Origin of the sequence: Janthinobacterium sp. BJB304, from assembly GCF_002735765.1 — a bacterium.
Classification (GTDB): domain Bacteria; phylum Pseudomonadota; class Gammaproteobacteria; order Burkholderiales; family Burkholderiaceae_D; genus Janthinobacterium.
This window is the reverse complement of the sequence record NZ_PDZN01000007.1, coordinates 98,709-115,923: the sequence shown is the minus strand read 5'-3', so window position 1 is coordinate 115,923 and position 17,215 is coordinate 98,709. Positions and strand designations below refer to the sequence as shown.

General features: G+C 66.6%; 16 protein-coding genes. 12 read left to right on the top strand and 4 right to left on the bottom strand.

Features of this window, described 5'->3' with window-relative positions; translation table 11 throughout:
- Window positions 1–2: 2 nt before the first annotated feature.
- The gene (locus CSQ95_RS10395) at window positions 3–1,121 is read right to left on the bottom strand and encodes a Gfo/Idh/MocA family protein (RefSeq protein ID WP_099409433.1); all 1,119 of its coding nucleotides are present in this window, start codon (window positions 1,119–1,121) and stop codon (window positions 3–5) included.
- A gap of 34 nt (window positions 1,122–1,155) precedes the next feature.
- Window positions 1,156–2,349 carry a phytanoyl-CoA dioxygenase family protein gene (locus CSQ95_RS10390; RefSeq protein WP_099409432.1) on the bottom strand — a complete coding sequence of 398 codons (1,194 nt, stop codon included), beginning with the start codon at window positions 2,347–2,349 and terminating at the stop codon, window positions 1,156–1,158.
- Between the two features lie 104 nt (window positions 2,350–2,453).
- Here CSQ95_RS10390 and CSQ95_RS10385 point away from each other — a divergent pair, with 104 nt between their 5' ends.
- The 10 genes from CSQ95_RS10385 to CSQ95_RS10340 all read left to right on the top strand — a co-directional run bounded on the left by CSQ95_RS10385 (window position 2,454) and on the right by CSQ95_RS10340 (window position 13,563).
- On the top strand, window positions 2,454–3,503 hold the full coding sequence (locus tag CSQ95_RS10385) for a LacI family DNA-binding transcriptional regulator (protein WP_099409431.1): 1,050 nt from the start codon (window positions 2,454–2,456) through the stop codon (window positions 3,501–3,503).
- Between the two features lie 65 nt (window positions 3,504–3,568).
- Window positions 3,569–5,386: a DUF885 domain-containing protein gene (locus CSQ95_RS10380; RefSeq protein WP_218963598.1), complete on the top strand. Its 1,818-nt coding sequence runs from the start codon at window positions 3,569–3,571 to the stop codon at window positions 5,384–5,386.
- 65 nt (window positions 5,387–5,451) lie between these two features.
- The gene (locus tag CSQ95_RS10375; protein WP_099409430.1) at window positions 5,452–6,441 is read left to right on the top strand and encodes a DMT family transporter; all 990 of its coding nucleotides are present in this window, start codon (window positions 5,452–5,454) and stop codon (window positions 6,439–6,441) included.
- 86 nt (window positions 6,442–6,527) lie between these two features.
- The gene (gene hpaR, locus CSQ95_RS10370; RefSeq protein ID WP_257218015.1) at window positions 6,528–6,983 is read left to right on the top strand and encodes a homoprotocatechuate degradation operon regulator HpaR; all 456 of its coding nucleotides are present in this window, start codon (window positions 6,528–6,530) and stop codon (window positions 6,981–6,983) included.
- A gap of 316 nt (window positions 6,984–7,299) precedes the next feature.
- Complete coding sequence (locus CSQ95_RS10365; protein ID WP_257218014.1) at window positions 7,300–8,466, top strand: porin; 1,167 nt, start codon at window positions 7,300–7,302, stop codon at window positions 8,464–8,466.
- A 28-nt stretch (window positions 8,467–8,494) separates the two neighbouring features.
- Window positions 8,495–9,019, top strand: coding sequence for a sorbitol dehydrogenase family protein (locus CSQ95_RS10360; protein WP_240453642.1), 525 nt, complete (start codon window positions 8,495–8,497; stop codon window positions 9,017–9,019).
- Between the two features lie 9 nt (window positions 9,020–9,028).
- The gene (locus CSQ95_RS10355; protein WP_099409426.1) at window positions 9,029–10,639 is read left to right on the top strand and encodes a GMC family oxidoreductase; all 1,611 of its coding nucleotides are present in this window, start codon (window positions 9,029–9,031) and stop codon (window positions 10,637–10,639) included.
- A complete protein-coding gene (locus tag CSQ95_RS10350) occupies window positions 10,636–12,045 on the top strand; it encodes a cytochrome c (RefSeq protein WP_099409425.1) in 1,410 nt (469 codons plus the stop codon). The genes CSQ95_RS10355 and CSQ95_RS10350 overlap by 4 nt, the downstream gene beginning before the upstream one ends.
- A 116-nt stretch (window positions 12,046–12,161) precedes the next feature.
- A complete protein-coding gene (locus CSQ95_RS10345) occupies window positions 12,162–12,614 on the top strand; it encodes an Rrf2 family transcriptional regulator (RefSeq protein WP_099409424.1) in 453 nt (150 codons plus the stop codon).
- On the top strand, window positions 12,601–13,563 hold the full coding sequence (locus CSQ95_RS10340) for an NAD(P)/FAD-dependent oxidoreductase (RefSeq protein ID WP_180279016.1): 963 nt from the start codon (window positions 12,601–12,603) through the stop codon (window positions 13,561–13,563). The genes CSQ95_RS10345 and CSQ95_RS10340 overlap by 14 nt, the downstream gene beginning before the upstream one ends.
- On the opposite strand, the gene CSQ95_RS10335 is transcribed toward CSQ95_RS10340, so the two are convergent.
- Complete coding sequence (locus CSQ95_RS10335; RefSeq protein ID WP_099409422.1) at window positions 13,491–14,252, bottom strand: SDR family oxidoreductase; 762 nt, start codon at window positions 14,250–14,252, stop codon at window positions 13,491–13,493. The two genes, CSQ95_RS10340 and CSQ95_RS10335, sit on opposite strands and share 73 nt — an antisense overlap.
- 123 nt (window positions 14,253–14,375) lie before the next feature.
- Between CSQ95_RS10335 and CSQ95_RS10330 the strand changes: the two genes are divergently transcribed.
- Together CSQ95_RS10330 and CSQ95_RS10325 are read left to right on the top strand one after the other, a co-directional pair.
- Complete coding sequence (locus tag CSQ95_RS10330; protein WP_099409421.1) at window positions 14,376–15,299, top strand: LysR family transcriptional regulator; 924 nt, start codon at window positions 14,376–14,378, stop codon at window positions 15,297–15,299.
- Between the two features lie 16 nt (window positions 15,300–15,315).
- Window positions 15,316–16,068: a DUF4303 domain-containing protein gene (locus CSQ95_RS10325; RefSeq protein WP_180279015.1), complete on the top strand. Its 753-nt coding sequence runs from the start codon at window positions 15,316–15,318 to the stop codon at window positions 16,066–16,068.
- A gap of 3 nt (window positions 16,069–16,071) precedes the next feature.
- Here CSQ95_RS10325 and CSQ95_RS10320 read toward each other — a convergent pair whose 3' ends face one another.
- On the bottom strand, window positions 16,072–17,193 hold the full coding sequence (locus CSQ95_RS10320; RefSeq protein WP_099409419.1) for a metallophosphoesterase: 1,122 nt from the start codon (window positions 17,191–17,193) through the stop codon (window positions 16,072–16,074).
- Between the last annotated feature and the right edge of the window lie 22 nt (window positions 17,194–17,215).

The window sequence follows — 17,215 nt, the reverse complement described above, 5'->3', positions numbered from 1 at the left end:
TGTCAACGCACGGAAATCCAGCTGCGCTCCCGTGCGGAGCGCAGCGCGGCGTCGATCAGCCGGTCCACCTCGTAGCCGTCGCGGAAGGTGGGCCAGACGGGCGTGCCGCTGGCGATGGCCTGCAGAAAATCGCGCGCTTCGATGACGATCTGCTCGTTGTACCCGGTGCCGTGCCCCGCGCCCTGGCTGAACGCCAGGTAGTCGGGGTGGGCGGGCCCCATCAGCAGGCGCTGGAAACCCTGGCGCTGCGCGGGGCGGCCGGCGTCGTACAGCCACAGTGCATTCTGGTCTTCCTGGTCGAAGGCGATCGCGCCTTTGGTCCCCGTGATGCGGTAGGTGTAGCCCATTTTGCGGCCGGCCGCCACGCGGCTGAAGGTGAGGGCGCCGAGCGCGCCGCTGGCAAAGCGCAGCATCACATTGCCCTGGTCGTCGTTTTCCACTGCTTCCATGCCGTGCCGGCCTTGCCGCTGCGCGTGCACGGTATTCATGTCGGCCACCAGCGCGTCGACGGGGCCGCCCAGGCGCAGGGCCAGGTTGAGCAGGTGCGAGCCCACGTCGGCCAGCGCGCCGGCGCGCGTTGCCGTCGCCTCGCGCGTGCGCCACGAAGCGGGCGCGCGCGGATCGTGCAGGTAGTCTTCCACGTGTTCGGCGGCGACGTGGATGATCTCGCCGATCTCTCCCGATTCGATGATCTGCCGCGCCAGCTGGCTGGCGGGCGTGCGGATGTAGTTATAGCCGACCATATTGGCCACGCCCGCGCTTTCCGCCGCCTGCGCCAGTTGCAGGGATTCGGCGGCCGTCATGCCCAGCGGCTTTTCGCAAAACACGGGCTTACCCAGGGCCAGCGCCGCCAGCACGATGTCCTTGTGTGTGGCCGGCGGCGTGGCGACGATGACGGCGTCGATGGCGGGATCGCCCACCAGCGCGCGCCAGTCGCCCGTGGAGCGGTTCCAGCCCAGTTCCTGCGCGCTGCGGGCGGCGCCTTCTGCGCTGCTGGTGCCGATGCATTCGCACACGGGGTTCAGGGCCGTGTGAAAAATGCTGCGCACAGTTTTATAGGCGATGGTGTGGGCTTTGCCCATGTAGCCGGCGCCGATCAGGCCGATGTTGATGTCTTGCATATGCGGGTACTCCGTTCGTGTCGCGGTGAGGGATTCAGGCTTGCTGGCGCCAGGCATGGCTGTCCAGCGCGTCGAGGAAGCGCGCAGCGGGCCAGTCCTGCGCCAGCGCTTCGTGCATCAGCTGCTGCTGCGTGGGCGGCGCCATGCCGGCGATGGGCTGGTCGCGGTCGAGGTTGCTGGGGAATGCATAGCCTTCGGCGCAGGCGGCCACCGCGTGGCGCACGCCGTCGTCATCGAGGGTGCCCCGGGAGCGCAGCGCCTGCAGGGCCGGATACAGGGCGGCGCTCATGGCGCGGCGGTCCAGCGCTTCCATGGCGCGCCCGAACGGCGACGACACTTGCAGCAGGTTGGCCATGCGGCGGATGTCGGACGAGCGGTTATGCCCGGCCGCGTGGAAGAGGGCGGGGTTGAAGAACACGGCGTCGCCTTTGGACAGGGGCAGCTGCACGCAATGCTGCGCAAAGTAGTCGCGGAACGGCCGCTGCTGCCAGGCGAGAAAACCGGCGCGGTAGCGCTGCGACCCGGGCAGGTACAGGGTGGGGCCCGATGCCAGCGGCATGTCGCAGTGGGCGACGGCGCCCTGCAAGGTCAAGAGGGCCGTCATCTGGTGCACGGGCGCGGGGTAGGCGGCGCAGCTGGCGGCGCTCTGGAAGCCCAGGTGATAGTCGCGGTGCGGCGCCTGGGCTGCTCCGCCCGGGTTGACGACATTCACTTGCGCCGTCATCTGGTAGGCGGGCCCGAGCCAGGCCTCGGCGATCCACGCGAAGACGGGGTGGGCGTAATAGCGCGCGAATGCCTCGGGTGCCCGCAGACACAGTTTTTGCTGGGCGTTCCAGATGCGGTCATTCGCGCCAGCCTTGGCAAAATGGTCGCCGCCCGCCTGGCCGCTCGCATGCTGTTCGGCGATCAGCGCGCGAAACACGCCGCTTACCTGTTCCAGCGTGTCCATGTCGGCGACGGCGCGTTGCAGCACGATGACGCCCGGACCATCCATCAGCGCCCGGCCCCATTCGGCCTGCAGCGCGCGCAGCGACACCGCACTGGTGGCTAGCGCGCGCACCCGGTCGCAGTCGTAGACGAGAATGTTTTCTTTCACCGCTGCGGCGTGGGGATAGTCGGCCAGCGCCGTGCATAGGCTGACGGTGGCGATGAAGTCTTGCAGATCGCAGTTTTCTGATGCCAGCCAGAAGGGGCTGGGCGGCGCTGCGGCGGCGTCTGTGGTGGGCATGCGGTGTCTCCGTTGTTTAAGTTGTAGAATCAGTATAGGGATGAAAATCCGCATTTTTCATCAAAAAATCCATCAAAAAACCATCAATCTGAATTGGATATGGCATGACGCATCCGTTCCCCGTCAAGGTCGTGGCGCTGCAGGCCGGCGTCAGCGTGGCCACCGTCGACCGCGTGATCAAGCAGCGCGGCGGCGTGCACGCCAATACTGTGCGCCGCGTGATGCAGGCGCTCGATGAACTGGCGCGGCAAAGCACGCAGGTGGGCCTGTCTGGCAGAAAATTCATGCTCGATGTGCTGATGGTGGCGCCGCGCCGCTTCACGGACGCCGTGCGGGCCGCGCTGGAGGCCGAATTGCCGTCGCTGCATCCGGCCGTGCTGCGTTCGCGCTTTCACCTGCATGAAACCCTGGAGGTGGACGGCATCGTCGACCTGCTGGAGCGCATCCGCAAGAACGGCAGCCACGGCGTGCTGCTGAAAGCACCGGACTTGCCAGCGGTGGCGGAAGCGGTGAACCGGCTGGCGGCGGCCGGCATCCCCGTCGTGACCCTGGTGACGGACTTGCCAGGCTCCGCGCGCCGCAGCTACGTGGGCATGGATAACCGCGCGGCGGGCGAGACGGCCGCCTGCCTGGTCGGCCAGTGGCTGGGCGCGGGCAGGCGTCCAAGGAAACAGCAGGTGCTGGTGACCCTGAGCAGCAACCGCTTTCATGGCGAGGAAGAGCGCGAGATCGGCTTTCGCCGCGCGCTGCGCGAACGGCACCGCCACTTGTCCATCGTCGAAGTGAGCGAGGGCCACGGCATCGACGGCGCCACGGGTGCGCTGGTGCGTCAAGTCCTGGCAGATCATCCGGGCATCGCCGCCGTGTATTCGATCGGCGGCGGCAATGCCGCCATCGTGCAGGCATTTGCGCGAGCGGGCCGGCCCTGCCAGGTCTTCATCGGCCACGACCTCGATGCGGACAACGTGGCGCTGCTCAAGTCGGGCGCCATCCAGGCCGTGCTGCACCACGACCTGGGCCAGGACATGCGCCGCGCCTGCCAGGAAATCCTGCGGGCACAGGGTGCACTGCCGGCCCTGGCGCAATCGCCGTCACTGTCCGCCATCCAGATCGTCACGCCGTGGAACCTGCCCGTCCTGAACGGGGTGAATTGACAGGCCTGCGAGGCTGGCCGATACTCGCCGCTTCGCTCATCGCTCACCTTTGAAGGAATCCCCCGATGTCCGTCACGCCGAAATTGCACCAGACCGTACTTGCCGCCGCGCTTGCAGCCGCGCTGGCCATGCCCGCCATGGCGGCCGACCCCGTCGTTTCCGCAGCTGCTTCCGCGTCGTCCGCCTGGGTCGAGGCCAGCAACCGCAACGCGGCCATCGTGCTGGCGGCGCAGGCGCAGTTCTCGCCCGAAGACGCGTCCGACAGGGGCCTGGCCCAGTACGACGGCATGGTCGCCGACCTGGGGCCGGACATCATCGGGCGCCAGGTCGCGGCCATGCGGAAGGCGCGCGCGCAGTTGCAGCAGAAGCTGGAACTGGAACGCGACGAACGCATACGCCAGGACCTGGAAATTCTGATCGGCGCCGTCGACCAGGAAATCGCCGGCACCGAGCTGGAAGCCAGATACACCCTGCCGTGGGTCGATGTGCCGCAAATGGTCTTTGGCAGCATGCAAAGCCTGCTGCAGGAGCAGCGCCCGGCCGCGCGCCGCGCCAAGGCGCTTGAGCGCCTGCAGCGCTATGTGGGCCAGTTCCCGGGCAGCACGCCGATCACGCAGCAGGCGAAGGCGCGCTTCACGGAGAAAATCGGCACGCCTGACCTGGCCGGTCCCGTGCGCCTGCAGGTGGCGCAGTCACTGGAAAACGTGCCGACGTATATCGCCGGCATCCGCAAGCTGTTCGCCGACATGAAGATCGCGGGCGCCGAACCCGCGCTGGCCGCCATGGAGCAGCAGTTGAACGAATATGCGGCATGGGAAAAGCAGGTGGTGCTGCCATTGGCGCGCACGGATTTCCGCATGGCGCCCGAGCTGTACGCGTTTCGCCTGAAACAGGTGGGCATCGACATCGAGCCGCGCGCGCTGGTCGAGCGCGCGCAGGTGGCTTACCTGGAAACGCGCGCCGCCATGCAGGCGCTGGCGCCCGTGGTGGCGGCCAGGCTGGCCTTGACGGGCGTCGACGGCGCGGACTACCGCCAGGTGCTGCGCGCGCTGAAGAGCGATTCCATCCCGAACGCGCAGCTCGAGGCGCACTACAAGGACGTCAATACGCAGCTGGAACAGCGGATCACCCGGCAGCGCGTGGTCGATATCCCTGCGCGCGCCATGACCATGCGCCTGGCATCGGATGCCGAATCGGCGGCCCAGCCGGCGCCGCATATGCGTCCGCCTCCGCTGATCGGCAATACGGGAGAGCACGGCCAGTTCGTCCTGCCCGTCAGCAATCCGGCCGCCAGCGGCAAGGGCGAAGCGTATGACGATTTCAACTTCGCGGGCGCGGCCTGGACCCTGAGCGCGCACGAAGGCCGCCCTGGCCACGAGCTGCAATTCAGCGCCATGGTGGAGCGGGGCGTGTCGCAGGCGCGCAGCCTGTATGCGTTCAACAGCGTCAACGTGGAAGGCTGGGCGCTGTACGCGGAAGCGGAAATGATCCCGTACGAGCCGGCCGAAGGCCAGTTCATCGCGCTGCAGTTCCGCATGCTGCGCGCGGCGCGCGCCATGCTCGACCCGATGCTGAACCTGGGGCAAGTCACGCGCGAAGAGGCGGGCCGCATCCTGACGGATGAAGTGATGCTGTCGAAACCGATGGCGCGCCAGGAACTGGACCGCTACACTTTCAACATGCCGGGCCAGGCGGGCAGCTATTTCTACGGCTATACGCGCATCCTGCAGCTGCGCGCGGAAACGGAGCTGGCGCTGGGAGACCAATTCGACCGCCTGGCCTTCAACAACTTCCTGCTCGGACAGGGCTTGCTGCCGCCGGACTTGCTGGCCAAGGCCGTGCGCGAACACTTCATCCCCGGGCAGAGAAAAGCGAAGGGCTGACGGCGGGCGACTCGCGCCGCATACCCTATACTGGCGTCCTTGAATAATGACGTGAGCGTGGCTGCATGTGGCGTGGGATCGTATCTGGTTTGCTGGCCGGCGCCTTCTGGGGCGCCGTTTTCATTGTGCCCGTCTTGCTGCCGGATTTTTCTCCGTCCGAGCTGATGGTGGGCCGCTACATCTGCTATGGCGCGCTGGCGGCCGGCCTGATGCTGCCGCGCCTCCTGCCCCTGCTGCGCCGGCTGCGGCGCGGCGACTGGCTGGCCATGCTGCGCCAGGCGCTGGCGGGCAACGTCGTGTATTACCTGCTGCTGGCGTATGGCGTCAAACTGGCCGGCGTGGCGCCCACGTCGCTGATTATTGGTTTGCTGCCCCTGAGCGTGACGCTGTTCGGCCACAAGGACCACGGCGCGCCGCCCTTGCGCCGCCTGGCCTTGCCGCTGCTGGTGGTGGCTGCGGGCATGGCCTGCATCAATGTCGATATCTTCAGCCATGCGGACGGCGCGGGCGCGGACGGCGCCAGCCTGGCGCACAAGCTGGCGGGCGTGCTGTGCGCCATCGGCGCGCTCGCGTGCTGGACCTGGTATGCGCTCGACAATGCCCGTTTCCTCAAGCGCCATGCGCATGTCAGCGCCGCGGAGTGGGCCATGCTGTATGGCCTGGCCAGCGGCGTCATCGCGCTGGTCGTGGGCGCCGTGATGCTGGTGCTGCAGCCGGCGGGCGGCGCCGATGGCGCTCCGGCGCGCGACTGGCCCCGCTTCTGGCTCGTCTGCCTGCTGCTGGCGCTGGGCGCTTCCGTGATCGGCAACTATCTGTGGAATCTGGCGTCGCGCCGGGTGCCCGTCACCCTGTCGGGCCAGCTGATCCTGTCGGAGACCCTGTTCGCGCTGCTGTACGGCTTCGTCTACGCGCAGCGCATGCCGCGCCCGCTGGAGTGGAGCGCGATGGTCTTGCTGACGGCGGGCGTGCTGTGGTCCGTGCAGCGGCATGCGCACGAGGAGGCAGAGGGGCGGAGAGACGGGCGGGGAGAAGGGCGTGGGGCAGGGCGGACGTAGCGAAAAATACATCGTTGCCAGTCCGCCGTTTGCCCTGGGCCGGCCGTATAATGACGCTCATTTGCCGGTCACCCAGGGAGTTCCGCTTGCAGCTACCGATCCGTTATCCGAACATGCCGCAACTGCTGCTGAAGGCGCGCGACAGCCTGCTCCAGCATTTTCGTCCCATCCTCAATCACTTCGGCGTGACGGAGCAGCAGTGGCGCATCATGCGCGCGCTGAACGAAAGCCCCACCCTGGAACCGCGCGAACTGTGCGAGATCTGCCAGATTTCCAGCCCCAGCATGAGCGGCATCCTGGCGCGCATGGAAGAAATCGGCCTGATCGGGCGCAGCAAGTTCGAAGGCGACCAGCGCCGCCGCAAGGTGCACCTGTCGGAAGCGGGCGCCAGCCTGCTGCTGCAGATGGGTAAGCTGATCGACCTGCAATATGCCCACCTGGAAGAAGCGTACGGCAAGCAGGTGTTCGAAGACATGCGCCGCACCCTGGAAGCCTTCATTGCCCTCGAAACCCTGCCGGTGGCGCCCGCCATCCTGCGCTGAACCCCAAACTTTTCCTTGCCTGAGCATCATCGGGCGCGTGTTTTTCGACACGCGCCGCCGCTGCTTTTGCCATGCCTGTTCCGCGCATTGCCGCACCTTGCCGGGTGCGCGCCTTCTGGTTTTGCTATAAGACTAATCAATGTTTTGCTATAAGACTACGCCTTACAGTCAATCACTTACATGTGAGTAAATAAGCGTATAATTTGCTGCACTTGATCTAAATCAAGAAGAACAGCGGATGCCCCATTGTTGATGGGGCGGTAACGGGGCGCCACGCCCGTATTTCGCCAGATAAAACAGGAAAGTCAGGAAAAAAATGAACCATACATGCATGCGCGCTGCGGCGCTGGCCGTCTCCACGCTCATCGGCGCAAACGTTTGCGCCCAAAGCAATGTCACCATCTATGGCGTGGTCGACGCGGCCACCGCGTACGCGAGCAACCAGGGCGGCAAGTCGAATACCTATATGCGCAGCGGTAACTTGTCCGCCAGCAAAATCGGTTTCCAGGGCGTGGAAGACCTGGGCGGCGACCTGAAGGCGCTGTTCCTGCTGGAAAACGGCTTTGAAAGCGATACGGGCGCGCAAAGTTCGGCCAGCGCCCTGTTCAACCGCCAGGCTTACGTGGGCCTGCAATCGCACGCCTACGGCAGCCTGACGGCCGGGCGCCAGTACACGCCGTACTACCTGCTCGTGGGTTCCCTGGCGTCGAGCAACGTCTTGACGGGCGCCACCGGCGCACACCCGGGCGATATCGACGGCCTCGATACGACCGTGCGCATCAGCAATTCCGTCACCTACAGCATGCCCGCCTGGCGCGGCCTGCAAGCGAGCGCGCAATACGGCTTTGGCGAAGCGGCCGACGGCAATGCCGCGGGCAGCAGCTTCAGCGCCGCCGTCAAGTACAGCACCTCGCCGGCGGAACTTGCGCTCGGCTATCTGAAACTGAAAAATGGCGAGAACGGCACCGGCTGGAGCGACAAGGCCTCGGCCAGCTTCGGCATCTCCGCCATCAACCAGGGCTACGCCTCGGCCGACAGCATCGAATTCATCGCCGCCAGCGCCCGCTACACGATGGGCAAGTGGATGGTGGGCGCCAACGCCAGCAACGTGCAATACCAGGCGGGCAGCCATTCCACCTTCCGCGACACGGCCATCTTCAACACGGCCGGCCTGATCGCCAGCTACCAGTGGACGCCGCAGTGGTTCCTGTCCGCCGGCTACAGCGACACCTACGCCAGCCGCGCCAACGGCGTGTCGGACCGCGCGCGCTACCGCCAGCTGTCGTTCGAACAGAATTATGCGCTGTCCAAGCGCACGGCGATCTACCTGATCGAAGCGCGCCAGCTGGCGCGCGGCCAGACCCTGGGCCAGAACGGCGCCATCGTCGACGCCGTCGCCTCGGTCGGCGATTCGCAAAACGGCACGCCGTCGTCGAACGGCGGCCAGACGGTGGTGATGGTCGGTCTCAAGCATTCTTTCTGAACGGTTGCTGAACTCACGGGAGCTTCAATTGGACGCTACACATAACAAGGAGGGCCGCGGCCCCCTGAATCCCGGCCGCCGCATGGTGCTGGCCGGCTTGCTGTCGGCTTCGGCCGCGGCGCTGATTCCCTGGGCGCTGGCCGAACCGGTCGCCAGTGCGGAGCAGGGCGCCTTCCTGGGCGTGTCGGCCATGCTGGTCGGGCGCCAGGTGCTCGATCCCGTGCTGGCCCGGCGCCTGTATGACGCGTTGGTGGCGCAGGACGCTGCCTTCCCCGCGAATGTGCGTGCCTTGCTGGCCCTGATCAATGCGCAGGGCTTGCAGGCGGCCGGCCTGCAGGAAGCGCTCGATGCGCTCGACCCGGCACTGTCGCCGCTGGCGGCCCTGCCGCGCCAGATCGCCAGCGCCTGGTACCTGGGCATCGTCGGCACGGGCGAGGCGGCCGTCTGCGTCGCCTACGAGCAGGCGCTGAACGCGGCCGTCGTGGCCGACGTGCTCAAGCCCCCCACGTATTCCTACGGCGCCTACGGCAGCTGGGCCAGAAAACCCATTTAAGGAGCCATCATGGCTGAAGAACTCTCCGCCGATTACCTCGTCATCGGCTCCGGCATCATCGGCTCGCTGGCCGCGCGCAAGCTGGCGCTGGCCGGCGCCTCGGTGCTGATCCTGGAAGCGGGCCCGCGCGTGTCGCGCGGCGAAATCGTCGCCCGTTTCCGCAACACGACGCGCCGCAGCGACTGGATGTCGCCGTATCCGTCGGTGGCCACGGCGCCGCACCCGATCTACCAGCCGAAGGATAACGGCTACCTGGTGCAGGCGGGCCCGTACCCGTACCCGGCAGAGTACATCCGCCAGTTCGGCGGCACCTCGTGGCACTGGGCCGCGCAGGCGTGGCGTAACGTGCCGAACGATTTCCGCATCCATACCTTGTATGGCGTGGGCGTCGACTGGCCCATCAGCTACGAAGACCTGGAGCCGTTCTACCAGGAAGCGGAAGAGATCATGGGCGTCTCGGGTGCCGAGAATACGGGTTCGCCGCGCAAGCAGCCATTCCCGATGGATCCCGTGACGGAGCCGTACGCCATGCGCCGCATCCGCGAACGCCTCGACCCGTCGTTCAAGGTGGTCGGCAACACGGTGGCGCGCAACAGCGTCAGCTACGATGGCCGCCCGGCCTGCTGCGGCAACAACAGCTGCCAGCCGATCTGCCCCATCGACGCGCAATACCACGGCGGCATCGCCGCGCAGCAGGCGGAAGACGCGGGCGTGAACATCGTCTGCAACGCCAACGTCTACAAGCTGGAACACGACGCGCAGGGCCGCATCACGGCTGCCCTGTACTACGACGTGGATAAAAAAAGTCACCGGGTCACGGCCCGGACCTTCATTCTGGCCGCCAACGGCATCGAAAGCCCCCGTTTGCTGCTCGTTTCCGCCACGGACAAGTACCCGAACGGCCTGGCGAACAGCAGCGACATGGTGGGCCGCAACCTGATGGACCACCCGAGCACCTCGATCACCTTCGACGCCGATGAAGACCTGTGGCTGGGCCGGGGCCCGCAAAGTCCCAATTCCATCAACACCATGCGCGACGGCGACTTCCGCAGCGAACATTCGCCATACCGCCTGGACTTCACGAACATCTCGCGCGTGGATGGCGCGACCAGGGAGTTGATCGGCAAGGGCGTGTTTGGCGCGGAATTCGAACAGCAGCTGCGTTTCCGCTCGGCGCGCGAAATGAGCCTGAAAAACGTGCTGGAAGTGCTGCCGAACCCGGAAAACCGCATCGCCCTCAGCGGCGAAAAGGATGCCATGGGCATCCCCAAGCCGCAGGCGCATTATGCGATCGACGAGTACACGAAACGGGGCCACGAGCGCTCGAAGCAGGATTTCGAGCAGATCGCCAAACTGATGGGCGGCACCAATCTGCGCCACAGCAAGGAAGGCGTGTTCGCCAACAACCAGCACATCTGCGGCACCCTGTCGATGGGTTCCGATCCGGCCAAGGCCGTGTGCGACCAGTGGGGCCGCACATTTGATCATGCCAACCTGTTCCTGTGCAGCACCGGCGTGCTGCCCACGTCCGGCACCTGCAATTCGACGGAAAACGGCCTGGCCGTGGCACTGCGCACCGTCAAGCATATCCTCGACGAACAACAGGGAGGAACCGCATGATGGCGACCTTCAGAACGGCGGCCGGCGCCGCCTTGCTGGCACTGGCCTTGCCCGTGCTGGCGGCGAACGCCCCTGGCGCCGACGTGCAGGCCATCGAGCGCGGCCGCTACCTGGCGACGGCGGGCGACTGCATCGCCTGCCACAGCGTCCCGGGCGGCAAGCCGATGGCGGGCGGACTGTCCCTGGCCACGCCGCTGGGGGCCATCGTCGCCACCAACATCACGCCGTCGACAACGCATGGCATCGGCAACTACACGCTCAAGCAGTTTTCCGACGCCGTGCGCCATGGCGTGCGGGCCGACGGCGCGCACCTGTACCCGGCCATGCCCTACACGGCCTACGCCAGGGTGACGGATGACGACACGGCCGCCCTGTACGCCTACTTCATGCATGGCGTGGCGGCGGTGGACACGGCGCCAGCGCAAAAGACGGACTTGCCGTTCCCGTTCAACATCCGCCTGTCGATGACGGGCTGGAATTGGCTCTTCCTCGACAAGAAGCCGTTCGTGGCCGATGCGGCCAAGAGCATGGAGTGGAACCGCGGCGCCTACCTGGCGCAAGGGCTGGCCCACTGCAGCACCTGCCACACGCCGCGCAACGCGCTGATGGCCGAGCAGCTGTCGAAAGAGCTGGGGGGCTTTGATCTGGGTACCTGGTTTGCGCCGAACATCACCTCGGACGCCAACAGCGGCATCGGCAGCTGGAGCCAGCAGGACCTGGCCGATTACCTGCGCACGGGCCGCGCCGCGCACCGGGGGCAGGCAGCCGGACCGATGGCCGAAGCCATCGACCATAGCCTGAAGCACCTGAGCGACGCGGATTTGGACGCCATCGCGCATTACATCAAGAGCGTGCCCGCCATCCGCGACAAGGCGGATACGAAACCGGTGACGCAATGGGGCCAGGCGGGCGATGAGCTCAATGCGATCCGCGGCGTGGCGCTGCCGCAAAACCTGAACAGGATGTCGGGTGCGCAGCTGTACGATGCGCAGTGCGCCAGCTGCCACCAGGCGAAGGGCGAGGGCAGTTTCGACGGCAGCTTGCCGCCCTTGTTCCACAACTCGGTGACGGGCCGCAGCAACAGCAACAACCTGGTGATGGCGATCCTCGATGGGGTGGAGCGGCAGGATGGCAAGGGTAATCATACTGCGGGACACCTGATGCCAGCCTTCCGCCAGACCCTGTCGGATGAGCAGATCGTCACCCTCGGCAATTACGTGCAAAAGATGTATGGCAACCCTGACGTCAAGGTGACGGCGGAACAGGTGACGACCCTGCGCAATGGTGGCGTGCCGTCGAACCTGATCGGCCTGGCCCGCGCCGGCATCATCGTCGCCGTGCTGGTGCTGCTGGCCTTGCTGCTGTGGTGGCGGGGACGGCGGCGCAAGGAAACATCAGCAGCTTAAAAAATCCCCCTGAAGCAAAGGCTGGGGTCAGACCCGACAGGGTCTGACCCCTTTTTTTTTCGCAGGATTTTGCAACTCGTTTGCATATGCGGACATTATGTACTATGATTAGTTACATGAGACGCGACAGCAAACTATCATCGATCCTCCATGTGCTGCTGCACATGGCCCACGCGGGACGCCCGATGACGTCCGAGGAACTCGCCGGCTGCCTGGACACCAACCCCGTGCTGGTGCGGCGCGTGATGGCCGGCTTGCGCGAGCGCGGCTACGTGGCCTCGGGCAAGGGGCATGGCGGCGGCTGGCGCATCGTCTGCGATCTGCACAGGGTGACCCTGCAAGACATCTACGTGGCCGTCGGTTCGCCCACCATCTTCGCCATGGGAAACCGTGTCGACCAGCCGGGCTGCCTGGTGGAGCAGGTAGTCAACCAGTCGCTGGCCGGCGCCTTCGATGAAGCCGAGGCGCTGCTGATCCGGCGCTTCGGCGCCGTTACCCTGGCCGACCTGGCCGGCCGTTTCAGCCAACAATATGCCATCCACCGAGGAGCACCCCATGCACATCTTTGACGCCATCATCGTCGGCGGCAGCTACGCCGGCCTGTCCGCCGCCACGCAACTGGCGCGCGCGCGCCTCCGCGTGCTGGTGATCGACGGCGGCCAGCGCCGCAACCGCTACGCCAGCCACTCCCACGGTTTCCTGACCCAGGACGGCAGCGGGACGGCCGCCATCGCCGCCGAGGGCAAGGCGCAGCTGCTGGCGTATGCCACCGTCACCTGGCTGGACGGCACGGCAGTGCTGGCGGCAGCCAGCCGCGATGGCTTCGACGTGACCCTGGCGGACGGCAATGTCGTTCACGGCCGCCGCCTGGTGCTGGCCACCGGCGTGATCGACGAGCTGCCGCCCGTCGATGGCTTGTCCGAGCGCTGGGGCGGCAGCGTCTTTCACTGCCCTTATTGCCACGGCTATGAATTGGAGCAGGGCGCCATCGGTGTGCTGGCCACCGGGCCCCTGTCCATGCACCATGCGCTGATGCTGCCCGACTGGGGCACGGTCACTTTTTTCCTGAATGGCGCGTTCGAGCCCGATGCGGCGCAGCTGGCGCAACTGGGCGCGCGCGGCGTGACGGTGCTGCGCACGCCCGTGGCGCGGATTGACGGCGTGGCCGACGTGGTCATGGCCGACGGCAGCCGCCATGCGATGGCCGGCCTGTTCGTGGCCACCCGCACCCGCCTGGCCAGTTCCCTGGCTGTGACGCTGGGCTGCGCGCTGGAAGAGGGCGCCATGGGTCCGTTCGTGCGCACCGACGAGCAAAAGGCCAGCAGCGTGCCCGGCGTCTTTTGCTGCGGTGACGCGGGCCGCATGGCCGGCAGCGTGGCGTTCGCGGTGGCCGACGGCGCCATGGCGGGCGTGGCGGCACACCGTTCGCTGATGTTCGGGCTGGATCAGGCGGCAAAACCCCCGTCGATCTTCAGCCCCGCGCCCGTGACGAACGCCGCTTCGTCGCTGGCCAGGTAAGCCACCATGCCGGCGATTTCATCGGCCGTGCCGTGGCGGGGCAGGGCCATCAGGCCGTGCATCAGGTCGGCGAAGTCGCCCGTGGGCGGGTTCATGTCGGTGGCGACGGGGCCCGGTTCCACGTTGTTGATGGTGATGCCGCGCGGTCCCAGGTCGCGCGACAGGCCTTGCGTCAGGCCGCTCAGCGCCGATTTGCTCATGGCGTAGGCGGCCGCGCCGCCGAACGGCATGCGGTGCGCATTCGTGCTGCCGATATTGATGATGCGCCCGCCCGTCTGCATGTGCGCCACGGCCGCCTTGATGGCCACGAACACGGCGCGCACGTTGACGGCAATCGTCTTGTCGAAGTCCGCCAGCGAAAAATCATCGATGGCGCCGGGCAGGAATACGCCCGCGTTGTTGACGAGGATATCGATACGCCCAAATTGCGCCGCCACCTGGTCGATGGCCGCCGTCAGGGCTGCGGCGTCGGCCGCATCGGCCTGCACGCCCAGCGCCTTGCCGCCGGCCGCTTCCACCTTGGCGGCCAGCGCCTGCGCTTCGGCGGCCGAGCTTTGATAGGTGAAGATGACATTGGCGCCCTGGCTGGCCAGGCGGCGCACGATGGCCGCGCCGATGCCGCGCGAGCCGCCCGTCACAAAGGCGATCTTGTTCAGCAGTGACTGGGTATTGTTGGTTTGGGTTTGCATGACGGGCTTTCTGTGTGAGGAGTCGAGGAATTCAGTATCTATGTTTCATTCCTGCCGCGCTAGCCATGAATCGCTACAATCACTTTCAACTAAAACGATCAAATGAGCGGGTAGAATAGGCGCATGGATGCCCTCAATCACTTGCAATCGTTTGTGCTGTCTGCCGAGCTGGGCAGCTTTTCGGCGGCTGCGCGCCGCCTTGGGCTGACGCCGGCGGCCGTCAGCAAGAACGTGGCGCGGCTGGAAGCGAGCCTGGGACTGCGCCTGTTCCAGCGCAGCACGCGCCGCCTGACCCTGACGGAAGGGGGCGAACGCTTCCTGCAGCAGATCGGAGGCGCCTTGTCCACCTTGCGCGAGGCGATCGCCGGCGTGGCGGAAGAGGGCGGCCAGCCGGCCGGCATCCTGAAAATCAGCATGGCGCCGTCGTTCGGGCGCAGCTATGTGGTGCCCCTGCTGGGCGACTTCATCGCGCGCTACCCGGGCGTCATCCCCGACTGCCATTTCGACAACCGGCAAGTGGACTTGATCGGCGAAGGTTTCGATGTCGCCATCGGCGGCGGCATCGAGCTGACGCCCGGCGTGGTGGCGCGCGAACTGGGTCACGCCCACGTCGTCGCCACGGCGTCGCCCGCCTTCATGCAGGGGAAACGCATGCCCGCGCATCCTTCGGACCTGGCGCAATTCGACGGCGTGGCGCGCCGCTCGGCCGGCAGCGGCAGATTGCGCAGCTGGATATTGCGCGATGGTTCTGGCGGCGAAGGCGTGGCCGAATGCCGGCCGCGCGCCATCTTCGACGATCCGGAAGCGATGGCGCAGGCGGCCATCCAGGGTGTCGGCGTGGCGCTGCTGCCCATGCCGCACGCGCTGGCCCATTTGCGCAGCGGCGCGTTGATCCGCCTGCTGCCCGGCTGGCATGCCGATTCCGGCCCCCTGTCCGTGTACTATGCGAGCAAGAAGCTGCTGCCCGCAAAGACGCGCGTCTTCGTCGATTTCTTGCTGGAGCAGTTCCGCCAGCGCGATTTCGCCGCGCAGATACGACCCGATTAAGCAATCAACATTTTCCATGCATAGCAACTACAACCTGTTTTATACCTTCGACGGCGATCAGCCGGCCCACTTCCAGGAAGCGCGCGTTTTCGGCACGACCGTCTGGACGGCCGCCGGCGCGGCCATGACCTGGGGTGCGGAGACGCGCAAGGACTACGCCAGCGAAGCCGAGGCGCAGGCCGCGTACGTGGCGCATGGCGAGGCGGCGCTGGCCGATGGCTATATCTTGGCGCGCGCCATGGTCATCGACCCGGCCGTCTTCGATTTCGCGTTGCTGCAAACCCTGGTGGCGCAGGCCGCGCGCCTGGCTTTCGACTGCGTGCGCCGTGTGCATCCGGATCAGCACATCGACGCTTTCGCGCTGGTCAGCGACGACAGCGCCATGACGATAGGCTGCATGGCGAACAGCAGCGAAGCGCTGGTCGCCTCGGAATACGGCGAAGAGATGCTGTGGAACCCGGCCGAATGGGCGTTTGACGACGGCGGCGCCTACTTCGACAGCGCCTACCGTTTGCTGCTGCAGGCGCACCGTGGCTTGCCGTTCGACGTCGCATTCGCCACCTTCCGCGCCGGCGTGTTCGACGCCTGTATCGCGGCGCTGGCGCAGCTCGACGCCGAAGGCTGTTTTGGTACGGGCGCGCAGCGCAATCAAACCGTGCTGCTGTTCGAGGTCAGCGACAGCGAGCCGGTGGAAGGCGCGCTGGCGCGTTTGAATCCGCCGGCCGTGGTGGCGCGTTTCGAGGCGTGGATGGCCAGCTGGGCCGACTAGGTTCTACGCCGCCACCAGCCGCAACAGCGTAATCTCCGCCGGCGCGCCGATGCGCTTGGGCGGACCCCAGTATCCCGTGCCGCGGCTGACATAAATCCACAGGCGGCCTTGCCGGTGCAGGCCCGCCACGTAAGGCTGCTGCAGCGGCACGAACAGATTCCATGGCCAGAACTGGCCCCCGTGGGTGTGGCCCGACAATTGCAGGTCGTAGCCGGCCGCTTCCGCCTCGGGCGCGCTGCGCGGCTGGTGCGCCAGCAGGATGCGGGGGATATCGGCCGGTGCGCCGGCGATGGCGCCCTGCGGGTCGCTGCGTTGATCCGGATCGAAGGCGCCGGCATTGAAATCGGTGACGCCGGCCAGCGCCAGGCGCGCGCCGTCGTGCTCGAGCACCGCATGTTCGTTCATCAGCACGCGCAAGCCCAGGCGGCGAAATTCCGCCACCCATGGCGCGGCGCCCGAATAGTATTCGTGGTTGCCTGTGACGAGAAAGACGCCGTGGCGCGCCCGGAGCTCGCCCAGCGGCGCCGTATGGCTGCCCAGTTGCGCCACCGTGCCGTCGACCACGTCGCCCGTGATGGCGATGAGGTCCGCTTGCAGGCCGTTGGCGCGCGCGACGATGGCGTCCACATAGGCGCGCTTGATGGTGGCGCCTACGTGGATGTCGCTCAGCTGCACGATGCTAAAACCTTGCAGGGCGGCCGGCAAGCCGGTAATCGGCACCGAGACTTCGCGCACGCGCGCCACACGGCGGGCGTTGATGAAACCGACGACGGTGGCCAGCAGCGCCAGGGCTAGCGCCGCCACGGCGGAGGCCTGCGCATGCGGGCGGGTGGCGGGGATCAGCATCAGCAGTTCGCGCAGCACGGTGAGCACGAACAGCGAAGAAAAAAAGCCCATGCACAGCGAGCCGGCCCAGCTCAAACGGTCGGCCAGGCGCGCATCGTTGGTGACGGCGCGGGCGAAGATGGTCATCGGCATGAGCATGGTCGAGGCCAGCAGGACGGCACCGCCCAGCAGCCAACCGGCCAGGCCGACGGGCAGCGCGGGCAGCAGCAGCCAGCCCAGCAGGGCATGCAGGGCGCCCAGTATCATGGTGATGCGCAGCAGCGGCGTGCGGGTTTTCATGTGATCGTTCCAATGGTGGGGT